Origin of the sequence: Pseudoalteromonas sp. M8 (assembly GCF_018141365.1) — a bacterium.
GTDB lineage: Bacteria > Pseudomonadota > Gammaproteobacteria > Enterobacterales > Alteromonadaceae > Pseudoalteromonas.
Genome location: NZ_CP047239.1, coordinates 148,095 through 171,006 on the forward strand (window position 1 = coordinate 148,095; position 22,912 = coordinate 171,006).

At 41.5% G+C, this 22,912-nt stretch carries 20 protein-coding genes; 8 read left to right on the forward strand and 12 right to left on the reverse strand.

Going from position 1 to position 22,912, the window contains the following annotated elements; all coding sequences use genetic code 11:
- Nucleotides 1-154 precede the first annotated feature (154 nt).
- A complete protein-coding gene (gene hemH / locus GSF13_RS00580) occupies nt 155-1,174 on the forward strand; it encodes a ferrochelatase (protein WP_211865615.1) in 1,020 nt (339 codons plus the stop codon).
- A gap of 55 nt (nt 1,175-1,229) precedes the next feature.
- Here hemH and GSF13_RS00585 read toward each other — a convergent pair whose 3' ends face one another.
- The 3 genes from GSF13_RS00585 to GSF13_RS00595 all read right to left on the reverse strand — a co-directional run bounded on the left by GSF13_RS00585 (nt 1,230) and on the right by GSF13_RS00595 (nt 7,037).
- Complete coding sequence (locus tag GSF13_RS00585) at nt 1,230-3,776, reverse strand: GGDEF domain-containing phosphodiesterase (protein ID WP_102058048.1); 2,547 nt, start codon at nt 3,774-3,776, stop codon at nt 1,230-1,232.
- Nucleotides 3,777-3,950: 174 nt separating this feature from the next.
- Nucleotides 3,951-5,354 (reverse strand): TIGR00366 family protein, encoded by a 1,404-nt coding sequence (locus tag GSF13_RS00590; protein ID WP_102058047.1) that lies wholly within the window; start codon nt 5,352-5,354, stop codon nt 3,951-3,953.
- A 93-nt stretch (nt 5,355-5,447) separates the two neighbouring features.
- Nucleotides 5,448-7,037 (reverse strand): sensor domain-containing diguanylate cyclase, encoded by a 1,590-nt coding sequence (locus GSF13_RS00595; protein WP_206472001.1) that lies wholly within the window; start codon nt 7,035-7,037, stop codon nt 5,448-5,450.
- A 229-nt stretch (nt 7,038-7,266) separates the two neighbouring features.
- Between GSF13_RS00595 and GSF13_RS00600 the strand changes: the two genes are divergently transcribed.
- Nucleotides 7,267-7,446 (forward strand): hypothetical protein, encoded by a 180-nt coding sequence (locus tag GSF13_RS00600; RefSeq protein WP_095727581.1) that lies wholly within the window; start codon nt 7,267-7,269, stop codon nt 7,444-7,446.
- Between the two features lie 66 nt (nt 7,447-7,512).
- On the opposite strand, the gene GSF13_RS00605 is transcribed toward GSF13_RS00600, so the two are convergent.
- Nucleotides 7,513-8,697, reverse strand: a complete 1,185-nt coding sequence (locus GSF13_RS00605) for an ectonucleotide pyrophosphatase/phosphodiesterase (RefSeq protein WP_010605405.1) — start codon at nt 8,695-8,697, stop codon at nt 7,513-7,515.
- Between the two features lie 249 nt (nt 8,698-8,946).
- On the opposite strand from GSF13_RS00605, the gene GSF13_RS00610 reads away from it, so the two are divergent.
- From GSF13_RS00610 to GSF13_RS00620, 3 genes are read left to right on the forward strand one after another with little or no spacing between them, the layout of a single operon-like run.
- Complete coding sequence (locus tag GSF13_RS00610) at nt 8,947-9,492, forward strand: MarR family transcriptional regulator (protein ID WP_010605404.1); 546 nt, start codon at nt 8,947-8,949, stop codon at nt 9,490-9,492.
- Nucleotides 9,493-9,507: 15 nt separating this feature from the next.
- Nucleotides 9,508-10,854, forward strand: coding sequence for a cytochrome ubiquinol oxidase subunit I (locus tag GSF13_RS00615; RefSeq protein WP_039495168.1), 1,347 nt, complete (start codon nt 9,508-9,510; stop codon nt 10,852-10,854).
- A complete protein-coding gene (locus GSF13_RS00620) occupies nt 10,847-11,845 on the forward strand; it encodes a cytochrome d ubiquinol oxidase subunit II (RefSeq protein ID WP_010372949.1) in 999 nt (332 codons plus the stop codon). Before GSF13_RS00615 ends, GSF13_RS00620 begins: the two co-directional genes overlap by 8 nt.
- Nucleotides 11,846-12,040: 195 nt before the next feature.
- On the opposite strand, the gene GSF13_RS00625 is transcribed toward GSF13_RS00620, so the two are convergent.
- Nucleotides 12,041-13,057 carry a lytic murein transglycosylase gene (locus tag GSF13_RS00625; protein ID WP_010605402.1) on the reverse strand — a complete coding sequence of 339 codons (1,017 nt, stop codon included), beginning with the start codon at nt 13,055-13,057 and terminating at the stop codon, nt 12,041-12,043.
- Entirely contained in the window at nt 13,054-13,335 is a 282-nt protein-coding gene (locus GSF13_RS00630) for a YcgL domain-containing protein (RefSeq protein WP_010605401.1), read from the reverse strand. Before GSF13_RS00630 ends, GSF13_RS00625 begins: the two co-directional genes overlap by 4 nt.
- A gap of 135 nt (nt 13,336-13,470) precedes the next feature.
- On the opposite strand from GSF13_RS00630, the gene minC reads away from it, so the two are divergent.
- From minC to minE, 3 genes are read left to right on the forward strand one after another with little or no spacing between them, the layout of a single operon-like run.
- The gene (gene minC / locus GSF13_RS00635; protein WP_010372958.1) at nt 13,471-14,175 is read left to right on the forward strand and encodes a septum site-determining protein MinC; all 705 of its coding nucleotides are present in this window, start codon (nt 13,471-13,473) and stop codon (nt 14,173-14,175) included.
- A gap of 5 nt (nt 14,176-14,180) precedes the next feature.
- Complete coding sequence (gene minD / locus GSF13_RS00640; protein ID WP_010372960.1) at nt 14,181-14,990, forward strand: septum site-determining protein MinD; 810 nt, start codon at nt 14,181-14,183, stop codon at nt 14,988-14,990.
- A gap of 1 nt (nt 14,991) precedes the next feature.
- On the forward strand, nt 14,992-15,252 hold the full coding sequence (gene minE / locus GSF13_RS00645; RefSeq protein ID WP_010372964.1) for a cell division topological specificity factor MinE: 261 nt from the start codon (nt 14,992-14,994) through the stop codon (nt 15,250-15,252).
- Between the two features lie 125 nt (nt 15,253-15,377).
- On the opposite strand, the gene rluF is transcribed toward minE, so the two are convergent.
- From rluF to glgC, 6 genes are all read right to left on the reverse strand, one after another.
- Complete coding sequence (gene rluF, locus GSF13_RS00650; protein ID WP_174169393.1) at nt 15,378-16,355, reverse strand: 23S rRNA pseudouridine(2604) synthase RluF; 978 nt, start codon at nt 16,353-16,355, stop codon at nt 15,378-15,380.
- A 65-nt stretch (nt 16,356-16,420) separates the two neighbouring features.
- Nucleotides 16,421-17,494 carry an ABC transporter substrate-binding protein gene (locus GSF13_RS00655; RefSeq protein WP_010605399.1) on the reverse strand — a complete coding sequence of 358 codons (1,074 nt, stop codon included), beginning with the start codon at nt 17,492-17,494 and terminating at the stop codon, nt 16,421-16,423.
- A complete protein-coding gene (locus GSF13_RS00660) occupies nt 17,487-18,584 on the reverse strand; it encodes a DUF418 domain-containing protein (RefSeq protein WP_238536714.1) in 1,098 nt (365 codons plus the stop codon). The genes GSF13_RS00655 and GSF13_RS00660 overlap by 8 nt, the downstream gene beginning before the upstream one ends.
- Entirely contained in the window at nt 18,584-19,801 is a 1,218-nt protein-coding gene (locus tag GSF13_RS00665; RefSeq protein WP_010605397.1) for an HDOD domain-containing protein, read from the reverse strand. The genes GSF13_RS00660 and GSF13_RS00665 overlap by 1 nt, the downstream gene beginning before the upstream one ends.
- Nucleotides 19,802-20,059: 258 nt before the next feature.
- On the reverse strand, nt 20,060-21,595 hold the full coding sequence (locus GSF13_RS00670; RefSeq protein ID WP_211865617.1) for a glycogen/starch synthase: 1,536 nt from the start codon (nt 21,593-21,595) through the stop codon (nt 20,060-20,062).
- Nucleotides 21,596-21,611: 16 nt separating this feature from the next.
- A complete protein-coding gene (gene glgC, locus GSF13_RS00675; RefSeq protein ID WP_010372983.1) occupies nt 21,612-22,886 on the reverse strand; it encodes a glucose-1-phosphate adenylyltransferase in 1,275 nt (424 codons plus the stop codon).
- Between the last annotated feature and the right edge of the window lie 26 nt (nt 22,887-22,912).

Genomic DNA, 22,912 nt, shown 5'->3' on the forward strand with positions numbered 1-22,912 from the left:
AGAGAAGGGATTAATTAACGATAATTACAACTATAGTGTGAGTTAATTTTAGGCGCAAATTGATTTATGCCAGTTTAGATCGAAATTAGGCTTACTCCCGTATAGCCTTTCTTGTAAAATAACCCTAATAAAATGATAATCTAAGGAGCGTTAAGTGTCTCGCTTTTCAGCCATTACAGATAATCCCCATGAAGGCCGATTTAATTCCAAAACGGGCATTCTTATTACGAATTTAGGTAGCCCGGATGCACCGACGGCTAAGGCACTTAGAGTTTATCTTGCGGAGTTTCTCTCCGATCCCCGTATAGTCGAAATTCCAAGGCTAATTTGGTTAATGATTTTACATGGCATAATTTTACGTGTTCGCCCTAAAAAGTCAGCACATGCCTATCAATCAATTTGGACCGATGAGGGCTCCCCGTTGATAACCATTAGTCGAGCGCAAACTGATAAAATAAAGAAGCAGTTACGCAGTGAAGGTTTTGAAAACATCGAAGTTGAACTCGCCATGCGCTATGGCAACCCGTCAATTGAATCAGGGCTTGAGAAATTAAGAGAAAAAGGCATCACAAGAATTATCATCGTGCCACTATATCCTCAATATTCCAGTGCAACGACAGGCTCAACCTTTGATCAGATCTCAAAGGTGCTAAGAGGTTGGCGCTGGGTACCAGAGCTACATTTTATTAATGGCTATCACAAACATCCGCTCTATGTCGAATCTTTAGCTAATTCCATTAGCGAAGATCTTGAGGCGAATGGGGAGCCGGATAAATTGGTATTTTCATATCATGGTACACCAAAGCTATTTTTAGATAGAGGCGACCCGTATCACTGTTTTTGTCAGCAAACGACTCGATTAGTCGTTGAAAAACTTAATCTTGATAAAGAAAAAGTAATAACTACCTTTCAAAGTCGTTTTGGTAAAGCAGAATGGTTACAACCTTATACGGACAAAACACTTGAGAGTTTTCCCAGTAAAGGTATTAAAAACGTCGCTATTTTAAGTCCGGCTTTTAGTGCAGACTGCTTAGAAACACTCGAAGAGTTAGAAGTTGAAAACCGAGAGGTATTTGAGTCTGCTGGCGGCGAAAAGTATCGCTATATTCCCGCACTAAACGACCGTGATGATCACATTAAAGCGATCACAGCGCTGATAAAACCACTGCTGTAATAAAGACGCAGAAGCAATCTGCTATTTTTAGGTGTGATATCAAAATATCACACCTTTATTTTTCTAACGCACTTTGTGTTTGTTCAGCAAAAGCGTCTGTTGTGAGTAGCTCAAGACAGGCATCTATTGGTTTTGCGGGACTGTAAAAGAATCCTTGAATGTGATGACAACCGAGCTCTCGTAATTTTTCGAGTTGAGTAAACTGCTCTACCCCTTCGGCTATCACACCAATTCCCAACTTATCACTGAGCTTAATGAGGCAGTCAATCATTACTTGTTTGTTGTAATCAGACATCAGGCTGTCGACAAAGCTTTTGTCTATTTTTAGGTAATCCACCTGATTTTCTATCAAGTTACTTAATGATGAATAGCCAGTACAAAAATCATCAAGCGAAACCTTGATCCCATGTTCCCTCAGTTGATTAAGCGTTTTCCAAGTATAGCGATTTGTAGCAAGCGATTCGGTAACTTCAATGGTAATTGCTTCATACGGGATCTTTGCTTTTTCGATGGCACTGGTAATTAACTTCACCTGATTAATACTGGCTTTAAACTCACTAACAGAACGGTTAATAGAGATCCCAACCTCTGTAAAACCAGCTTGGTGGATCTTTGCTAAGTCTTGGCAACTACGCTCAAGTACAAACTGTCCAACTAAATGAATAAGACCAAATTCTTCAGCAATAGGAATGAAAGTACCTGGTGATACCATTCCGTATTCATCATCAAACCAACGTACTAGGGCTTCAAACTTTGTGATGTGGTTGGTATCAGCATTAACGATCGGTTGATAATAAACAGTAAGCGCTCCTTCTTTCAGTGCCTGCTTTAACTTGTCTTTAAGCTTTATTTTATTTAAATAGGCATTTTGAATTGCCGCATTGTGTAAGGCTACCTGTCCGCGCTCGGTCTTTTTCACGCTATTGAGTGCATGCGCTGCGTTTCTGAGTAAGTTAGCCGCGGTGATCCGAGAGCCAGCCTCGAGCTGTGCAATACCTGTAGAACAAGTGACTTCTATAGTAATTTCATTAAATACATAGGGCTGAGAAAGTTTCAGTGAAAGCTTTTGAGCAATTTTAAGCGCGCTCTCTACATCGCTATGAGTGAGCAATAGCGCAAATTCATCACCACCATATCTTGCGATAATGTCATTTTGGCGAACTGCATTTTTTAATCGTTTAGCTACAGAAATAAGTACCTTATCGCCAATCTCTGGACCAAAAACATCGTTCACTTCTTTAAATCTGTCTAAGCCAATGAAAAGCAGTGAACAACTGGTATTGTTACTTCTAGAGCCCGATATTTGTTCTTCCAATCGTTGCATAAAACTGCGGCGATTTAATAATGCTGTTAATGGTTCATGGTTGGCGTAGAAGGTAAGTTGAGACTCGTTACGCTTCCATTCGGTAATATCTCTAAAAATGCCGACGTAGTTAGCAACTCGACCTTGCTCATCCTTCACCACACTCAGTGTTAATTCCTCAGGATAAATCTGACCGTTCTTGCGACGGTTGTGGATCTCTCCTTTCCAATGGCCAACCGTGCTCAATGATGCCCACATGGCTTCATAGAATGATTTATCTTGCTTACCAGATGATAACACCGCGGGGTCTTGGCCCAATAATTCGTAGCCGGTATAACCCGTTAGCCGCTCAAAAGCACGATTCACCATAATGATTTTATTTTCATTATTGGTGATCATAATGGCTTCTGTAGCATGCTCGAACACAACATTAGTGAGTTCGAGCTGTTTATTTAGCGATGAAATATAGCTAATATCTTGAATAGTCGCAGTGAATACAAACTCATCGCTATGCTGCTCATCAGACTCTACTTGCCCAATAATTCTTAATAGCCCATGATTTTCCGTGCGAGCGGCCAATGAAACTTGCAAATCAGTATTGCGAACGGCACCTAACCTCACTTTTTCTAATGCAATCCGCAGCCTTTCACTATCTTCTATCGTGAGTTTATCGAGCAATAATGACAGCGACGGAGAATGAGCTTTTGTCTTAAGTAGATGATTTAGGTGGGGGGAAAAGTAGTGCTTATTTTGTTTAAGTTGCCATGTCCATGTGCATAGGTCCGCTATTTGCTCACCTTTTGCAAGTTGCTTTAGTAAAATACCTTGTTTAGTCAATTCTAAATTGTGGTTAAGCTCCGTTGAGATCAGGTGTCCTAACTCTTGAAACCACAATTTTTCTTCAAAGCTGACTTGTTTTTCTTTATTAAACAAACAGACCATTATTCCTATTGGTTTGTGATCTAAGGCCCTTAGCGTTACCCCTAAATACCCCTCTATACTAAGAACACGAAGAATTTCATCTTCTTCATAAAGTTGTTGCAAGCCACTGGTAACACTGCAAACTTCGTTACTTGCTTTAGCATCAAAACACGGCGTCCCTTCTAGGTCATAAATAATATTATCGACTTCTTTACCATCCGCCAGGTACATAACGGTCTTTACGCGCTTATCGTTATCGATAAACTTACCCACAAAACAATGATCCGCATCAAACCGTTCAAACAGCTGTTTCAATGCAAATTGATATCGCTGATTAGTGGATGTTAAATTGTAAAAATGGCTAAACGTTAAATTCATAGAAGTCTGTATGGCTAATTCTCGACCAAGATTTTTGTTTAATAAATAATAATAGCTTATTAAACTACATAGAATATAAATACAGATCAATAAATTTGCTTTTTGAAAAGAAATTGAGTCTAGTAAAAGCAAGATAGCGCCGATTGGCGCTATCTAAGAAGAAAATTTGTTTATCTACAGTTGTGGTTGCACGTCCAAGCCATAACCAAACATCACAGCGAGTACCAACACAGTTGCCGCTGCTACCATGAGTTTAGCCATTAACGGCATACAGAATCTAAACCAATGGGTATATGGGACGCCAGCCATGCCGAGTATCCCCATTAATACTGCATTGGTCGGTACTATCATGTTTGAGAAACCATCACCAAACTGATACGCAAGTACTGCAACTTGCCTTGGTACACCAACTAGGTCACCTACTGGAACCATCAATGGCATGGTAACATAAGCCTGACCAGAGCCCGAAGGTATGAACATATTTAAAAGCGTTTGGATAAGTAACATACCAACAGCTGAAACTTCCGCAGCGACATAAGAAAGTGGTGTTGAAAGACCATGTACAATCGTATGAAGAATTTGACCATCCTCTAGAATTAGTGCAATACCACGAGCTACACCAATAAGCACTGCAGTAGTAACAAGATCTGAGACTCCTTCGATAAATCGGTTTGCGGCTTCATCAGCTGAAAGTTTACCAAGAATTGAAATAACGATACCCCAGGCGATAAATAAGCCACCTAGTTCGTAGAGATACCATCCTTGAGTCGCAATACCCCAAACCGCACAGACAAGCGTAACAATGAAGGTAAGTAGAATAGTTCTATGACGACCATTAAGCTGCGGATAGCTTGGCGCAGCCTGACCTGCCAGTGGGCAAGGCACGTCTTTCATCATAGAGTGCTCAGGGTTTTGCTGTACCTTTTTTGTATAGCTCCATACATGATGAAAGCCAATCAGTACAAATGGAACAAAAATAGCAAATCTCAACCATATGCCCGAATAGACAGGTACTTCAGCAATTTGCTGAGCAATTAATACCGTAAATGGGTTGAATGCCGAGACACCGTAACCAATACCATAGCCGGCAATGATCATACCAACAGCGGTCATGGCATCCAGCTTCATTGCTTTACAGAGTGCAACTAAAATCAGCACAAACGGGATGTATTCGCCTGCTGTACCAATAGCGCTTGACGCGATTGCAAAACAGAACACTACCATAAAAATGAGTTTTTGTGGTTTATCGCCATTTTTCTCAAGTAAACGACCGATCAACGCATCAACGGTGCCTGTTGCACGTGCGATTGCGAGTACACCACCAACAATCATAACGAAAAAGATTACGTCTTGCGCAGCAGCAAACGCACGAGGAATAGCTTTTAGCAGATCCCAAGGTGTAAGATGAACAGACTCTTCTGCAATATGGTAGGTACCAGCAAGCACAACCTGCCTGCCAGAGTCAGTAGTTGCAGTATCAAAAAAGCCTTGTGGAATAATCCAAGTCGACAGTAATGCAATTAGCATCATACCTAGTAGCAGGACTAGTGTATGAGGAACTTTCAATGTTTTTGCCATGGAAAGTACAGCTCCAAATTTGGTAACGGTAAAATTGCAACGCATCTTACCGATATTCGGAGCAAATTTCACTTTTTAATATCAAATTTCCAATTATGCTACATTGTGATTGGCTAAAACGGCATGTTCAACACGGTTCCTGCCGTTTGCTTTCGCCTGATATAGACTTCTGTCTGCAAGTTTAAGTGCATGATGCAAATCCTCAGAGCACAGCGGCCAGTGAGAGATACCAAGTGAAATCGTAATATGCCCAGCTTCACCAAACTCAGTTTCAGCGGTACATGCACGCAAGCGTTCTGCAATTATGTCTGCTTTATCAATGTCTACATATGGCAAAAACATTAAAAACTCTTCTCCACCGCTACGACATAAGTGATCTTGTTCACGTGCATTAGTGCGCATCAGCTCGGCGAGTTTTCTGATTACTACATCACCAACATCGTGGCCGTAAGTATCATTCACATGTTTGAAGTGATCGATATCGAGCGCAATAATGCTAAACGGAGTTTGCTGCTCATAGGCAGTCTCCAGCCACTTTTCCATTCCTCGTCTATTGAATAAATGAGTAAGCTGATCTTGCTTTCTTTCATCGTCAAAGCGTTGGATCTGTGCTCCTAAGTTCTTAACACTGCTGTGCATTGCCTGATAAAGCCATGCGGCTTCATAATACCATGTAGATACATGTGGAAAATCTATGTTTCTACCATCTTGCACTTGCTCTGATAACTTAGCTAATCGCCATAGGGGCTTTGCTATTAAGGTTCCGAGTCCAAGTACACAAATTAACAAAAGTACAGTAAATGGAATGGTAGTTTTGAGTACGTGCCGCATAGTATTAGAAAGGTGCGACATGGTAACTTCTAACGGACGTTGTGCTACTACGCCCCAACCACTTGTGGGAACCAGAGCATAGCCCGCAAGCATCGCAACGCCTTGGGTATTTATCACTTGTGCTGACCCTGAAACTTTATTAAGCAGAGACCCAACAACTTCATTTTCAGTGACATCTTGTCCTATTCGATGATCGTCATGATGATAAATAAGTTTACCATTTGGCCCAGTAACAAAAATATAGGTTTTGTCCTTATGATGGTGGTTAGCAAGAAGCCGCCCTAAGATATTATCTCCTTTTAGATAAATCCCAGCTGCGATAAAGCCGACAAATTTACCTTCTCTATCAAACATTGGGTGTGTTGGGCTCACCATCAAATTTCCGGCGGGAGAGATAAATGGCCCTACAATGAAAGGTGCCTGTTTACGAAGTGGCGATGTTTCGGCTTCATTTATAAGCGTAGTCCCAACAACACCGAGTGAACTGGGTTGAGCACCGACAATTTCTCCATCGGCGTTGACTAGCACGATTGAATCAAAACTATGAGTTCGAGTAAGCATTTGCTTAAGTTCGTTATCGACCAACTCTGGGTTATCTAGCTCCGAGGCGATAGTTTCGCTCGACGCTTTTAATTGCATCAAAACTGATTGTAAAAAGAGATCAGTAACATCCGCGAGCTTAGTTGCATAAGCGCGATTTGCCTCCAAGGTATCTTTTACCATCACTTGCTTTTGAACTTGGTAGCTTGAGAACAGAGCGTTTAGCAACGAAGTAAATACGCATAATGTGGCAAGAATGAGTATGAGCTTTTTGAGGTCTAACCAATGTTTTGCTTTATTTATTTGTACCACTAAGAATTCTCTTTAATGTACTTCCATGACATTTTAGCTATTCGTTTGAATGAAACAGTTAATCTATATCAAACTTCTGGTCAGACCAATAACGAATAAGAACGTGCACATTCTGTGTGCCGGTATTATAACCACATAGCCAAAAATATTTAGTTTTTTGAACGGATTATTGGTATTGTCTCAGCTATCAGGTGTAAAATAATCTGAACATAAATACAGCGAAGTTCTAATGAAGAAAAAGACTACCAATCCACTAGTTGGCCACTTTACACTTGCTTGCCTTGCGCTCGCGGCGATATGGATGTTCGTATCTGATAAAGATGCATTGCTTGTCCTTAATTCCTTGGTTCTTGTCTATATTGTCTTTGCTTTAGCAAAACGATTAATGAAGGCTTCCAATAAAAAGTAGCGCGCTTTACTGCTTTTGTTCAGAGCCTCTTTATTTATCGGCTCTGAACACAATAAATGGCCTGTTTTACTGCCTAACCAGCTTTAATAGGTTTTCCCCCCTACTATCAAGCTCATTAAGTGGCTTAAGCCCCATAATGTGTGTAAGTGTTGGGTAAACTTCTAAATTGCTAGCTTGTTCTATCGTTACACCCGATTTAAAGGCAGGGCCACTTGCGACAAAAAATGCGGCCATATCAGGTGTCACCTCATACCCATGCGTACCATAATAGCCTTGCTTGCCCTTTTGCATAAAGACAATAGGTGCTTTTGCTTGCAGGATAATGTCACCGATACGAGAAGACTCACCGCCATTTAATTGCAGTTTTCGCTCACGATTTAATACTTTATAACGACCATTCGCTTTTTTACGTAACTGCTGTATAAGCGTCTCTGTTTCAAGGACTTTATCACCTAACGCATAAAGTGACACCCTCGTTCCGCTATTTTTTATCGTCCAATCTTCAGGTATATCTAGCTCTTCGAGGATCACGGCTTTGCTTGGCTCTACGCTTGCCATACCGTGGTCAGAAACGAGTACTAAGTTCACTTTAATTTTGTCCCTTTTCAAAACAGCGACAAAATCTCCAATTAAGCCATCAACAAATTGTACCGCTTCTCTCGTTTTTTCATGATCTGGTCCGTATTCATGACCCATGGTATCCACTAGAGAAAAGTAGCTGGCGACAAACAATGGTTTTTCGCTTTTTGGTAATTTTAGCCAGTTGTGTATTTCATTTAGACGGTTCTTGTAATCAGCTTGTTTTGAATAGTGATAGTAATAGTCAGGCGTCATACCATTGATTCTAGCGTCTGATTCAGGCCAGAAATACGCGGCAGACTTATACCCGTGCATTTTTACAAGATTCCATAACGGAATACCACTTATCCACGAGCTATCCACTTTACCCATTCCCATCTTATAACACTCTTCACGCTTCTTATCACAAAAGTAATTATCGACAATGCCATGATTGATTGGTTTTAAACCCGTAACAATAGATAAGTGATTCGGAAATGTCTTAGTCGGATATTGAGGCCATAGCTTAGTCGCGCGGACGCCCTGCTTCGCAAGATTTGCAATATTCTTTGCATCGTGTTTTTCAATGTAATCCCATCTAAACCCATCAATGGAGATCAATATGGTTGTCGCGCGCTCAGCAAAAGCAGTGCAACTAAAGATAGATAAGGTGAAAAGGAGGATTCTTAACATGTATAAATTCCCGTGTCATGTGAGTACCGCTGCAAAAGTAGGAGGCTGTGCAGCATAATCCGTGTAATTGTGGCCGCATTAAATCACAATGATTTGAAATTTATATTGATTTGCGGTCAGTGGATGGCAATTATAGATATTCGGGGAAGGTTAACTTTCACTATGTTGTAGTTGAGCTTAATTAATGCTTGATCTAAGTCAAAGTGACCTTTATATTAAAGTTTCAATAATTACTGAAAGTTTAGAACAATGAACTTATCACCAAAAATAGAAAATTTTGTACTTCATTGCGGCGAAATGGGAAGCCGTTGGGGTTTCAACAGAACTATAGGACAAATGGTTGGTTTGTTGGTTATTAATGAAAAACCATTAACAGCGAACGAAATCGCCGATGCGTTAAAAATTTCACGCGGTAACGTGAGTATGGGAATAAAAGAATTGCAATCTTGGCAACTAGTTAAGGTGCATCATATTCCCGGCGACCGTAAAGAATACTACTCTCCAAACGGCTCTATTTGGGATCTCGCTAACCGCGTATTTGAAGAGAGAAGAAAAAGGGAAATCGACCCAACACTAACTCTACTTCGTGACCAAATCCTAGATAGCGCCAACTCACCAGAAGAAGTGTATGCACAGCAGCAAATGCAATCCATTCATGACCTACTTGAAACCGTCACTAAGTGGTCAGCGGAACTTCAACGCCTATCACCAGAGCAATTGCAATCGTTGATGAAGCTCGGTTCTTCTGTGAGTAAAGTAATAGATTTAAAGGATAAATTATTACGTAAGTCTTAAAGTGCGAGGTGCGTCATGCTTGATACGTTGTTGTTGTCGCGAATACAATTCGCAGCAAATATTAGTTTTCATATTCTCTTTCCCACGATAACCATCGCGTTAGCTTGGTTTCTGGCGTTTTTTAAACTCAAGTATGACCTAACCGAACACCCGGTTTGGTTAAGAGCTTATCGCTTTTGGGTCAAAATTTTTGCATTGACCTTTGCACTCGGTGTCGTAAGCGGCATTACTATGTCGTTTCAGTTTGGTACAAACTGGCCCGGTTTTATGGAGAAAGTCGGCAATATTGCAGGTCCCTTGCTCGGTTATGAAGTATTGACCGCATTTTTTATGGAAGCAACATTTTTAGGGATCATGTTGTTTGGCATGAAGCGCGTACCACCTAAAATACATACTTTAGCCACTTTTATCGTCGCCATTGGTACAACGCTTTCCGCATTTTGGATCCTGTCTTTGAATAGTTGGATGCAAACCCCGACGGGCTTTGAACTTAGAGACGGTATCGTATATCCCACGGACTGGTTTGAAGTTATTTTCAATCCTTCATTCGGTTATCGCTTCTTCCATATGCTACTAGCTAGTGCACTGACGGCTTCATTTTTGATAGCTGGTGTCAGTGCGTATCGGATGCTGAAAAACGACGAAAAACATGCCCCCAAAAAGGCGCTAACCGTTGCGTTAACAGTTGCGGCCCTGCTTACTCCATTGCAGGCTTTCGTTGGCGATTTGCATGGCCTAAATACGCTAAAACATCAACCACAAAAAATTGCAGCAATGGAAGGGGTTTGGGAAACAGAGAAAGGAGCACCACTACTATTATTCGCAATTCCGAATGAGGAAGAAAGACGCAACGACTTTGCGCTCGGTATTCCTAACATGGCAAGTTTTATTCTTACCCACGACGTTAACGGTGAAATTAAAGGGCTTAATGAATTTAAAGGTGAACACCCACCTGTTAAGCCCGTCTTTTTCGGTTTTAGAATCATGGTTGGGATGGGCATGCTGATGATCTTAGTTGCGTTTGTCACTCGTTTTACATTATGGAAAAAGGGCGAGTTACCGAAGTGGCAACTGAAAACGCTTGTTGCGATGACTTTCTCAGGCTGGGTGGCTACCCTCGCAGGCTGGTATGTCACAGAAATTGGCCGTCAACCTTATATCGTCAGTGGTATCTTAAGAGTTGAAGATGCAGTCACAACAATTGCCTCAGAAAACGTCTTATTTACACTCATTGGCTATCTGACGATATATGCAATCTTACTGTACGCTTATATTCGCACTTTGTTCCACACTGCTAGCAAGTCTGTAGAAGTGGAAGAGTACGACATGAAGGAATTTGCTGAGGAGGTGACTCGTGTTTAATCCGGAATATCTATCTCTCATCTATGCCGGTTTGATGGCACTCGCTGTGCTTGTTTATGCAATATTAGATGGTTACGACCTTGGCGTTGGCATGATGATCCCGCTGGACGATAAAGAAACCGCAGACACTATGATAGCCTCTATCGGTCCATTTTGGGATGCTAATGAAACGTGGTTAGTTTTAGCTGTAGGCCTCGCATTTATCGCATTTCCTCAAGCCCATAGTATGATCTTGCAGGCGCTCTACATTCCTGTTGTGTTTTTACTCTTTGGCTTAATTATGCGTGGTGTCGCTTTTGATTTCAGAGCAAAAGCGAGAGTTAAACGCCAAAGGCGGTGGGACAAAGTATTTAAATTTGGGTCGCTACTCACATCATTTGCGCAAGGGTATATGCTGGGGCTTTATGTCATAGGCTTTGAAAATACCCCTCTTGCCCATGCATTTGCGGTCTTTAGTGGAATTGGCGTTGTCTGCGCGTATGGCTTGATTGGTTCTGCATGGCTAATTATGAAGTGTGAAGGGCAATTGCAGCAAGATGCTATTAGCTGGTGCAAAAAATTTGCGAGAGTAGCCTTTGTTGGGGTGCTGCTCGTATCTATCATCAACCCAGCGATTAATGAGTGGATCTATGAGCGTTGGTTTGACCTCCCGATGGCCTTAGTCGTATTACCAGCCCCGATTATTTGCTTGTCGCTCTTTGTAATTTTAGAACTTGTGTTACAGAAACTACCAAAGTCGCCGGATAATGGTGCTTGGTTACCGTTCCTGATTTCAGCATTTATCTTTGTGCTTTGCTTCTTCGGCTTAGTTTATAGCTTTTACCCATTCGTAGTGCCAGGCAAGCTAACCATCTTCGAAGCGGTCGCTGACGCATCGGCTCTTACTTTCTTATTATATGGCGTAGTCATTGTGGTGCCGACCTTAATTGCATATACGTTATTTTCGTACCGAGTCTTTTGGGGCAAGGTTCAACCTTTGTCCTACTATTGACACTTGCATACATTAGCCCAACCAAAAGGCAGCGAGTTGGACGCTGCCTTTTTTATTGCTTTATGAATACTACTCGTCTTTGCTATATGTCTTTTTTGTTTACTGCAAATCTAATGCCTGCGAAGCAAGCTTTATCATCCAATAAATAGGCATAAAAAAGCCCGCTATTCGAGCGGGCTAAGTCTGACTTTGTGGCTAAATCTTTGGGTAACCTATTCTGTCAGATAAATATCCAACGCTTGAGGCAAAGTAATAAGATCTATTCCAATTCATTAAAGCCTTGTAATTGTCATAAGCCAAGTACATCCGGCCATTGGCGTCATCTGGCATCACTAAAGCGGCTGTGATATTCACTTTTGGCAAGTCAGTGCCATCCATCCTACGAAGACCAAGCGCTTGCCACTCCTGCAATGAACGCTCTGATTTACTCCACTCCTTTAACCATTCGCTGTGCGTTTTAGTACCACGCTTTAAAATGTAGCTATTGTCAAAACCTTCAGGTAGCTTAACTTGGCGACCCCAAGTGAGATCGTCGTTCCAGCCCACACTTTTCAGGTAATTGGCTATTGACGCAAAAGCATCTTCTTGTGTCGTCCAAATGTCCTTACGACCATCTTTATTATAATCAACAGCATAAGACGTAAATGAAGTTGGCATAAACTGAGTTTGACCCATTGCTCCTGCCCACGATCCTTTGAAATCATCCAGACCGATGTGACCATCTCTTAAAATATCCAGCGCAGCCCACAACTGTCTTTTATACAAAGCTTCTCGACGACCATCAAAAGCAAGCGTCACCAACGCACTAATGACTGGATAGCCGCCTTGAATACGACCAAAGTTGCTTTCAAGGCCCCACAGGGCAACAATAAACCGTGCCTGTACGCCATATTCTTTTGCTATTTTTTCTAAAGATTCTTGGTGTTCTTTGTAGAGTTTGCGAGCCTGTTGGATTTTCCATTCAGGGACGCGCTTGGGTAAATAAGTTTCTAGTGTTTCGACAATTTCTGGCTGGGATTTATCAGCCTTAATCACCTTTTCCTTAAATACTGCTGTTGCAAAAGCCTCATCAACTAATTGTTGTGTATAGCCCTTGTCAATCGCTTCTTGTTTTAAGTTTTTGAGGTATTCATCAAACTTCGCTTGAGTATTAGCAAAGACTGATGTGGACAAGCAAACTGAGGCTACTAGTAGGGAAATTTTTTTTATCACGAATCTGTTACTCCGTTTTGCTTTCTAAATTCATCAAGCAAGCTTTCTGTATGCGGTGGAAGTTGCAAGTAAAACCCATCGTCAGTTAATTTTTGCTTAACCGTTTCAAGATCAGCAATTCCCAATTTTGTTCTTCTCGCAAGGTCAATAATCATGACATAGGTAGGAGTGCCGAAAGTTTCCATTAACGGTGCAGGGACATTGGAAAAATCATCTCTTTTAGTTACAAAAAGATAGGTATCCGCTTTTTTTGGACTTTTGTATATGGCAGTGAGCATTATAAGCCTATAAATTCTTGCTAATCATGGGCGGTCACTATACCATGCTATTAGTAAGTTGTGGAAAGTTTTACTACGCGCTAAAGTCAGCTAGATAAGGCTTTAGCGGCGGTTGTAACAGAAATTTGAGTACATATGGCAAATCAAACATTCGAACTAAAAGGAAATCTATTTACACTCTCTGTGCTGCAGTTGTTTTCTTTAGATCTGACCAAGTTAAGGCAAGATCTTGATAGCAAAATTTCGCAAGCGCCTAAATTTTTTCAAGGTGCACCAATTGTCGTTAATTTAGCTGATGTTCAGGAGCAAACTGTAGAATTCAAAGAGTTAAAGCAAACACTGGTCGATTTACAGCTCAATCCAGTGGGTGTGTGTAGCGGTACTCAAAGTCAGCACGACTTAGCCAAAGAAGCCGGGTTTTCTGTACTAAACTATTCAAGGGATGTGCAACCGAGTACCCCATCACAATCTCAAGCAGCAGAAGTAGTAGAAAAACAAGTTTATCTTCCTGCTCAAATTGTGAACGGAACGGTACGTAGTGGTCAGCAAATTTATGCTAAAGACCGTGATCTGATCGTGCTAGGTGCTGTAAGTCATGGTGCAGAAGTTATCGCCGATGGTAACGTGCACATTTACGGTACTTTACGTGGTCGTGCAATCGCAGGTGCGCAAGGCCAAGAAGACACGAGTATATTCTGTCAGCGCTTAGAAGCTGAGCTGGTGTCTATAAACGGGAGTTATTGGATCAGTGATTCGCTGCAAGGTGAACACTGGGGTCAAGCTGCTCAAATAACACAACAAGACGAATCATTAAAAATTACAGCTTTGGTCAAAGGATAAATCAGATGGCAAAAATTATTGTCGTAACTTCAGGTAAAGGCGGTGTTGGTAAAACAACGTCAAGTGCAGCAATTGGTACTGGCTTAGCGCTAAAGGGTTATAAAACAGCCATTGTCGATTTTGATATTGGTCTTAGAAACCTCGACTTAATCATGGGATGCGAGCGTCGCGTTGTTTATGATTTTGTCAACGTTATCAACGGTGAAGCAAATTTAAATCAAGCATTGATTAAAGATAAGCGCGTCGAAAAACTTTATATTCTTCCGGCTTCTCAGACTCGTGATAAAGACGCCCTCACTCGAGAAGGGGTTGAGCGCGTGTTAAATGAGATGAAAGAAGAATTTGATTTCATCATTTGTGATTCCCCTGCAGGAATTGAGGCAGGTGCAATGATGGCATTGTACTTCGCAGATGAAGCCGTGGTAGCAACTAACCCTGAAGTTTCATCCGTTCGTGACTCAGACCGTATTTTAGGTATTCTACAAAGCAAGTCGAAGCGCGCTGAAATGGGCCTAGAGCCGGTTAAGGAACACCTATTGCTTACACGTTATAACCCAGAGCGTGTAGATAGCGGTGAAATGTTGTCGGTAGACGATGTTAAAGAAATTCTAGCGATTGACTTACTAGGTGTAATACCTGAATCAAAAGCAGTACTTAATGCATCTAACTCAGGTCAACCGGTTATCTTAGACCAAGAGTCAGATGCAGGCCAAGCATATAGCGATGCAATTAACCGCTTATTAGGTGAAGTCGTTGATTTCCGTTTCTTACAAGTTGAGAAGAAAGGTATCTTCAAACGGATCTTTGGAGGGTAAGGTGTCATTACTAGATTATTTTCGTTCTGAGAAAAAAAATAGCGCGTCACTAGCGAAAGAGCGACTGCAAATCATCGTTGCGCACGAACGCTCAAAGCGTGGTACACCTGACTACTTACCACAGCTTAAGCAAGACATACTCGATGTTATTCGTAAATATGTGAAAGTAGATTCGGATGCTGTCAACGTCCAGTTTGAACAAAACGAGGATGACTTAGCAGTATTAGAATTGAACGTTACTCTACCTGATGATGAAAAGTAACAGTTTGAGTAAATGTGATAAGGGCTATTTCTATAGCCCTTATTTATTTCGTTTTGCCCATTCTAATTAAGCTGTCAAGGGGCTTTACATTGCCCTACTCTTTGCTGAATTGTCCGAACTTCAGATTACTTACTCTTATTTAAGGACAAAGTACCTTTGACCCTTTTTGCAGGCTTAGTATTGTGCTTTGGGCTTGACTTACGTTTGTTGTGACTGTGATTTTGTTCACCATTTCGCGTTTTTGGCTTAGACTTAACGCTATTTTGTTTGTCGAGTTCAGTTGTTCGATCTTTGCTGTTATGCGCTCGCCTATCTTGCTTTGGACGAGCAACTTCACTGCTAGGCTTATCATGCTGTTTTCCCGCACCAGCCCCCGCTGATGCCTCTTGCGTTTTACTCGATGACTCTGTGGCGTGATTAATCGCTCGCATTTCGTTTTCGTTAAGGTGGCGCCACTTACCAGAGCTAAGGCCAGTTAGATCGATATTCATTATCCGAATACGTTTAAGGTGTGTTACTTCAAATCCTAGATATTCACACATTCTGCGAATTTGACGATTTAAGCCTTGGGTCAATACAATGGTAAATGACTTAGCCCCGGTTTTACGAACTTTACAAGGCTTTGTGACAGTGCCAAGGATTGGAACACCTGAGGACATACGTTTTACAAAGCGCTCATCAATGGGCCTATCGACCACAACCTCATATTCTTTTTCATGGTTATTGCCGGCGCGAAGGATTTTATTGACCATATCGCCTTGGTTGGTCAAGAAAATTAATCCTTCGGATGGACGGTCTAAGCGACCAATAGGGAAAATACGCTCAGGATAGTTGATTGCACTGACAATATTGCTTCTGATTTTTCGCTCGGTGGTACAAGTTACACCAACAGGTTTATTATAAGCAATAAATACAGCCTTTGGCTTTGCTTTCAAAGGCTTACCATCAATGATGATAGTGTCAGCATCAGACACTTTGGTGCCCATTTCTGGTAGAATTCCATTTACTTTGACACGGCCTGAGGCGATTAAGTCATCAGCTTCTCGACGACTGCAGAATCCAGTTTCACTGATGTATTTATTGAGGCGCTTTTGCTCTGTCACGATACAACCACTTTGAGTAAAAACCCGTATTGTAATCGCTTCAACCACTTTACACTACTGCATTTCTACTTTTGCAAACTTTTTCTTAATAGCTCAGGAGAAAAATGATACTGCTCTTTAGGCTTTCCTCTAAGACTCATTGCCTTGTAATCGATAGATTGCCAGTTTTTCGCTGACTTTATCCAGTAATAGTCAGCTAGATTTTCCTTGGTGATCACAGTTAAATCAAACGCAAGTTCAGTGTTATCCTTCCAAAAAGGGTGCCCATAATAATGATCGTACACCGAAATCAACGCCCAAGCCCCCATCATAAAGTGCCCGCCAACGGATGCTTGCATCTCATTATGTTCAATAAGCTCAAAAGTATCCGACAACCAATCAAACCCACCAAACACTATTTGTGAGGTGCTTGATGCTGCTGCGGTGATAGCTCCCATCGCCATCAAATCTGACGCACACCAAATAAGGTTTGTTTTTGGATAGCGGTGCAACAATTTCTTAGTCTTATCAAGCGCTTGTTCTTTTGACCAGCCGGCGTAGACAGTTTGCTGAACCACCACGCCAACTTCATCAAAAAAGCGCTTTGCACCGTTACTTCTAATATCTGACTCTGTGCCATAGTGACCATTGATAGCAATAGGGTAAATTGTCTCATGACCGTTAGTTTTAGCCTGTTGGTATAGTTTCTTTGCCAGATCGTAACCAGCTTGGTCATTATCATGATGTACTTCCCCAAGCCAATACTTATAGTGTTCTTTTGGATTACCTATCGCCTGCCTTTCAGGGCCCGAAATCGTTTCTTCTAAAGTAATATGATTGATCCCATATTTTTCTAAAAGCTTTAGGCTTTCTTCGGCACCACCAGGATAATTAATGAGGATGACATAGTCGGGAGTAGCACGATAACTCAAATATTTTTTAAGCTCAGCAAGCTGTATAATTCGGTTTCCTTCTCCATAGATCACATCTAATCTAATATCGAATTGATCCGCTGCCGCTTCTGTAATGCCTTGGACGCGCTGCCAAAATGGTTCACCAGGCACAGAAGGATTAACAAACAAGACATTTAAAGACTGTTTAGCATCAACACTAAAACACACCATCCATAGCACTACCCCAATTAGTACTTTTTTAATCATAGCGGGCTCTTCGTATTACTAGCAACTTCAATAACTTCTCAAATGGGCCTTGCTTAAACAACTTAAAATAAATAGACGCAAGGGCTAATTGAATTATAGACGCAATTACAAATGCCGAGAAATAATCCACCCGCTCCCAAGTGCTGATAGCGTTCGGGTTTATAAAGTAAAAATAGCTTACAAACACAATTGACTGGAGAAGATAAAACGAAAGCGCTAGGCGCCCAACACATTGTAAACTCCAAAGTTGATGTTTTGCACCTCGCATTGCCGCCTTAATTACAACGACATAAAACAACGCAACGGGTATCGCAAGGATCCAATCTATTCCTTCAAAAAACTCGACGCCTAGCTTACGCTCAAGAACAAAGCCTACAAATGACAAAATAATGGCTACAACGGCAAACAAATTAATTTTATGAACAGGTTCAGTACGCTCTAAATCAAACATTCCACTTCGATATAAACGCATACCAAGTAGCATTAACCCGGCGGTATACCACAAAGTAATAACCGGGATAAGCAAACTAATAATGATAAAGTACAGGCCATTAAGGGTGAGTAGTTCTAAGTAGTTTGCTGGAATTTGCTGCAAAAACTCGAGGTAGACTTCTGAAGTTCTATTTATTTGTGGTTCTGGATCAATTAATAGCAATAAGCTGATAGCAATAGAAGGGACTAAAATGAATCCTATCGCATAGCGGTTTAGCTTTTTGTCGCTCGCATCTATAAATCGTAGCGCTACAAATCCACTCAACGCATAATTAAATAAAATATCTCCAGGCCAAACCAACACGCCGTGTAACACACCGAAAACCATTAACCATGTTAGTCGATGTCTTGCAAGGCTCTGATCATCCGTCTTTGCTACCTGAATGCACAATGCCGCCCCAAATAACATGGCAAATAAGGTTCTGAATCGACCATCAAAGAAAATATTGTTAACCATTGCGAAGAACGGATCAAGATAGTGGGCAGTTTGAGCTGGTACATAACCCAACTCAAAATTGGCCATATGTACCATATTCATGGAAAGCAAACCAAGCAGCGCGAACCCGCGGATCGCATCCATCGCAATAATTCTATTCATCAATACACACGGTTTTTATACATATCAGCCCAGTTTATCGCAGCGGCATGAAAATCAGGAAGGTTTTCGTCTTTATAGTTTAAATAACTGCACGCATCCTGCAGAGTCCACCAGCTTCCAGACTCATAGGCTCTAACGATATTTAAAATATAATATAGTGTGTTGGGTTTGCCTATCAAAGCATCATGGAGTTGCTCAGGAAAAGGTAGCTTGTTTACAACCTGCTCCATTGGCCTGTCAAGAATGGCATCAAGCAGAGAAAATAACCCTGTCATAAAGCTCATATTGGCAAGCCCTGGCGATATTTGCTGTGCGATAAGTTCACAAAACCGTGAACGAACGATAGAAAGGCGTGTTAATTCTGTCGGTTTTCCCTCGGCTACGTGGGCTGTCATAATTAAGTTTACAAACTTTTTTACACGCTCGTTTCCTAAATATACCAGGGCTTGCTTTAAAGATTCGATACGACTTTTGATCGGAAATACGCCGGAATTAATAAGCCTTAGCAGTTTATACGCAAGCGCAGTGTCCTGAGCAAACAACTCGGCTAATCGCGTAATACTCATATTCGGTTTGAGTGCTTCTTCATAAATGAGCATGACTATCACATAATTGATAGTAATGTCTTTTTGCTCAATCATTTTTGGTTTTGCAAAGAAGTAGCCTTGAAAGAACTGAAATCCCATCTTTTTAGCTTGCTCGAATTCTTCTTCGGTTTCGACTTTTTCCGCAAGTAGTTTAATGTTCTTTCGCTCTTTAATCATGTCAATCACTGGCACTATAGTGTCCAGCGGGTTTTCCATGACGTCGAACTTAATCAACCTTACGAGCTTTAAGAAAGGTTCCCATTCTTTTGAGTATTCAAAATCGTCTAACGCGAGTCTAAAGTTGCTGTGAAATAAGCCTCTTATCCGCTCATAATTTTGTTTTGTTGGCGGAATAGTCTCCAATAGTTCTAAGATCACATCATTTGCTGGGAGAAACTCACACAGCTCCTGACGTAATGAGTCTGGACCAATATTAATTAGCGCTTTCTTTCCCGAAGTGAGATATCGCATGCCGAGGTTAAGTTGATTATTCATTATCAGCTTGGCTGTCGCTGCATCATCTGCAATATTTGGAAAGCTATTTTTTACACCATCGCGAAACAACAATTCGTATGCAACAACTTGTTTTTTACGATTAAATATGGCTTGGCGGGCCACAAAAACCTTCAAACAAAAACTCCTTCGTACCTAAAGTGAACAATCGCACTTTTGGTTTAGCAATTTTTAGATTTTAACCCTTTATGATGATAAAGAAAATCAACCTAAGCTATTAAGAATCAAAATAATAGCTTAAAAGATAATGCAAAATGACAAAAAAGAAAGGCCAAAGCTATCTTTTGATACCTTTGACCTAGTTTTTTGTTTAGCAACTGAGCCAATTGCTAAATACTTAACACAGATGCTAAAATTTTTTTATCTACGTTTTTTCTATCTATATAATTGTTCGCAGTATTTTTGTGCAACATCAGACCAGTCAAAGCGCTGCATACGAGCTTGCAGCCTGAGTTGTTGATATTTTTCGCAATCTCCTATCAGATCAGCAAGCGCTAATTCAAAAATCGCAATAAACTGACTACCTTGCTCTGCGAGTGTTTCTCCTTCAAAGCAATAGCCTGTTTCATTGTGTTTTACCGTATCATATAGTCCACCCACTTTATGTACGATACAAGGTTGTCCAGCGCGCATCGCAAGCATTTGGCTGATACCACAAGGCTCAAAGGAGCTTGGCATTAAAAACAAATCACCTAATGGGTACAGTTGCTCGCCGAGTGCTTTACCATAACCATTTAAAAACAAGACATTGTTATGGCGTGCCATTACTTCGGTAAATAGCTGCTCAAGACTTGGGTCACCAGAGCCTACAATCACAATACGTGCTCCTTGGTGCTTGGCTATTTTTGCAATGTCATCGAGCACAATGCCTGATTGGGTAGGCTGTCTTAAAATAAGTGCTTTTTGATCGGTGAGACGACCAACACTTGTAATTAGCTTGCCGCTAAAGGCTTCGTCACGCCAAGCGAGTATGCGCTGATGAGCAATGTAAAACCGAGATAATACTTGGCTAGATTTTGCCATCCATTGAAACACATGCTGCTCAGCAAGCGCCAAATAGTCAGCAAAAATTAGATTCTCTTCGTCACCTGACTCATCATACACACAACCGTTTAAAATACCTGCTAACCGTCCTTCATGAGACGCATGCTGCATGTCGCTTTCTAACCCTTCGCCACCAAAAAAACCAAGCTCAGGATGACTCGGGATCATCACTTCTTTGGCATAATTAGGAGAAACAACATGCACTTTGTCTGAAAGATTAATAGCCGCTCGCATCGGATTAAAGCAGTGAGGATATTTAGGATCGCAAATACTGAGCCCATCATAGGTGAGTGTCGGAAACCAAGACTCAAGGCTGGAAAAGTCATGATTAAAAGGCCGGATCCCTTGAAGCGCAAGGTTATGCACAGTATAGACTGTCCTTAGCGCCTTTAAGCGTTTGAATCTTGGACTAAACTGACGAAGTACAGCAACGACAGCAGCGTGCCAGTCATGTAGGTGTACAACATCTATCTCAGCTATCAACTCATGTTCAATAAGTTCAGCAACTGCCGCACTAAAAAACGCAAATCGATTTGCATCTGTCGCAAAGGGCTGGTGAGGATCATTACAGTAAATAGCGCCGTGATGCTCACTAAACAATGAGTGTGAAATGACATACTGAGTGACATTGTCACTTTCTTCAACAGACCAAAGAGTCGCCGTTTCTAGGTGTTGACGAAAAGGGACGGCAATATCAGCGACTAAGTTTCGATTTAAAGCAGCTTGGCCATAATCGGGTGTGACCACCGATACTTTAATGCCAAGCTGCGCCAATGCATAAGGTACGTCGCGTATTACATCTGCGACGCCCCCCACCTTACAATTTGGCAACCGATCGTTTTCGGCTGCCACTAAAATTACATGCATAGTACCTCTACATGGATCATTTATTATTTTTTTCCGCAAGCTCTGCGAGCATATCTCGGGTCACCAATACGATCCCCTTATTCGACACTCTAAAGCCATTCTCTTTGTCTAGGTCAGTATCGTAACCAATTGTCATCCCCTCTGGTATTTGACAACTGCGGTCAATGATTGCGTTTTTGATTTTGCAGTTACGCCCGATTTTGGCACCAGGCAACACAACGGCTCCTTCAATTTCACAATACGAGTGAACATGCACATTGGAAAACAGCAATGAACGCTTAACTTTAGAACCAGAAATAATACAGCCACCAGAAACCGTCGAGTCTACGGCCATACCGCGTCTATCATCATCATCAAATATAAATTTAGCTGGTGGTAGCTGTTCCTGATAAGTCCAAATTGGCCAATGAGGATCATAGAGATCAAGTTGTGGTTCAGGAGAAACCAGCTCCATATTTGCTTCCCAGAATGAATCAAGCGTCCCTACATCTCGCCAATACGGCTGCCCTTCATGTGATGGGTCGCAAAATGGATACGCATATACATTATGCTCTTCTATGATGGATGGGATAATATCATGACCAAAGTCACGACCAGATCCTTCTCGTTCAGCATCCTTTTTTAACTGCTCGAATAAAAACTCAGTGTTAAACACATAGTTCCCCATAGACGCCAAACATACACCTGGCTTTCCAGGGATTGACGTCGGATCTACCGGCTTTTCATCAAAGCGACGCACACGGTTGCTTTCATCCACGGTCATTACACCAAACGTTTTCGCTGCTTCTTCACAAGGCACTTCAATACAACATACGGTCATATCTGCACCTGTCTCAACGTGCTTTGCAAGTAAGCCACCGTAATCCATTCTGTAAACATGATCACCCGATAAGATCATAACGTATTTGGGAAGCTCATGACGAATAATATCCATATTCTGGAAAACTGCATCTGCTGTGCCGCAGTACCACTCATCACCATATCGCTGTGATGCTGGCAATATTTCTACAGATTCTCCAAGTTCCTTTTTAAAGTGTCCCCATGCGCGATTAACATGGCGAATAAGGGAGTGCGACTTATACTGCGTGGCAATACCAACCCGTCGGATCCCTGAGTTAATGCAGTTAGACAGTGGGAAATCGATAATTCGATGTTTGCCGCCAAAATAAACAGCGGGTTTCGCTCGCCAATTGGTGAGCTCGTGAAGGCGCGAACCTCTTCCACCCGCAAGTATTAAAGCATATGTTTCTCGAGTGAGGGTACTAATATAACGATTCGCATAATTAGGCATGATTTCTTCTCTCCATAACTTTTTTG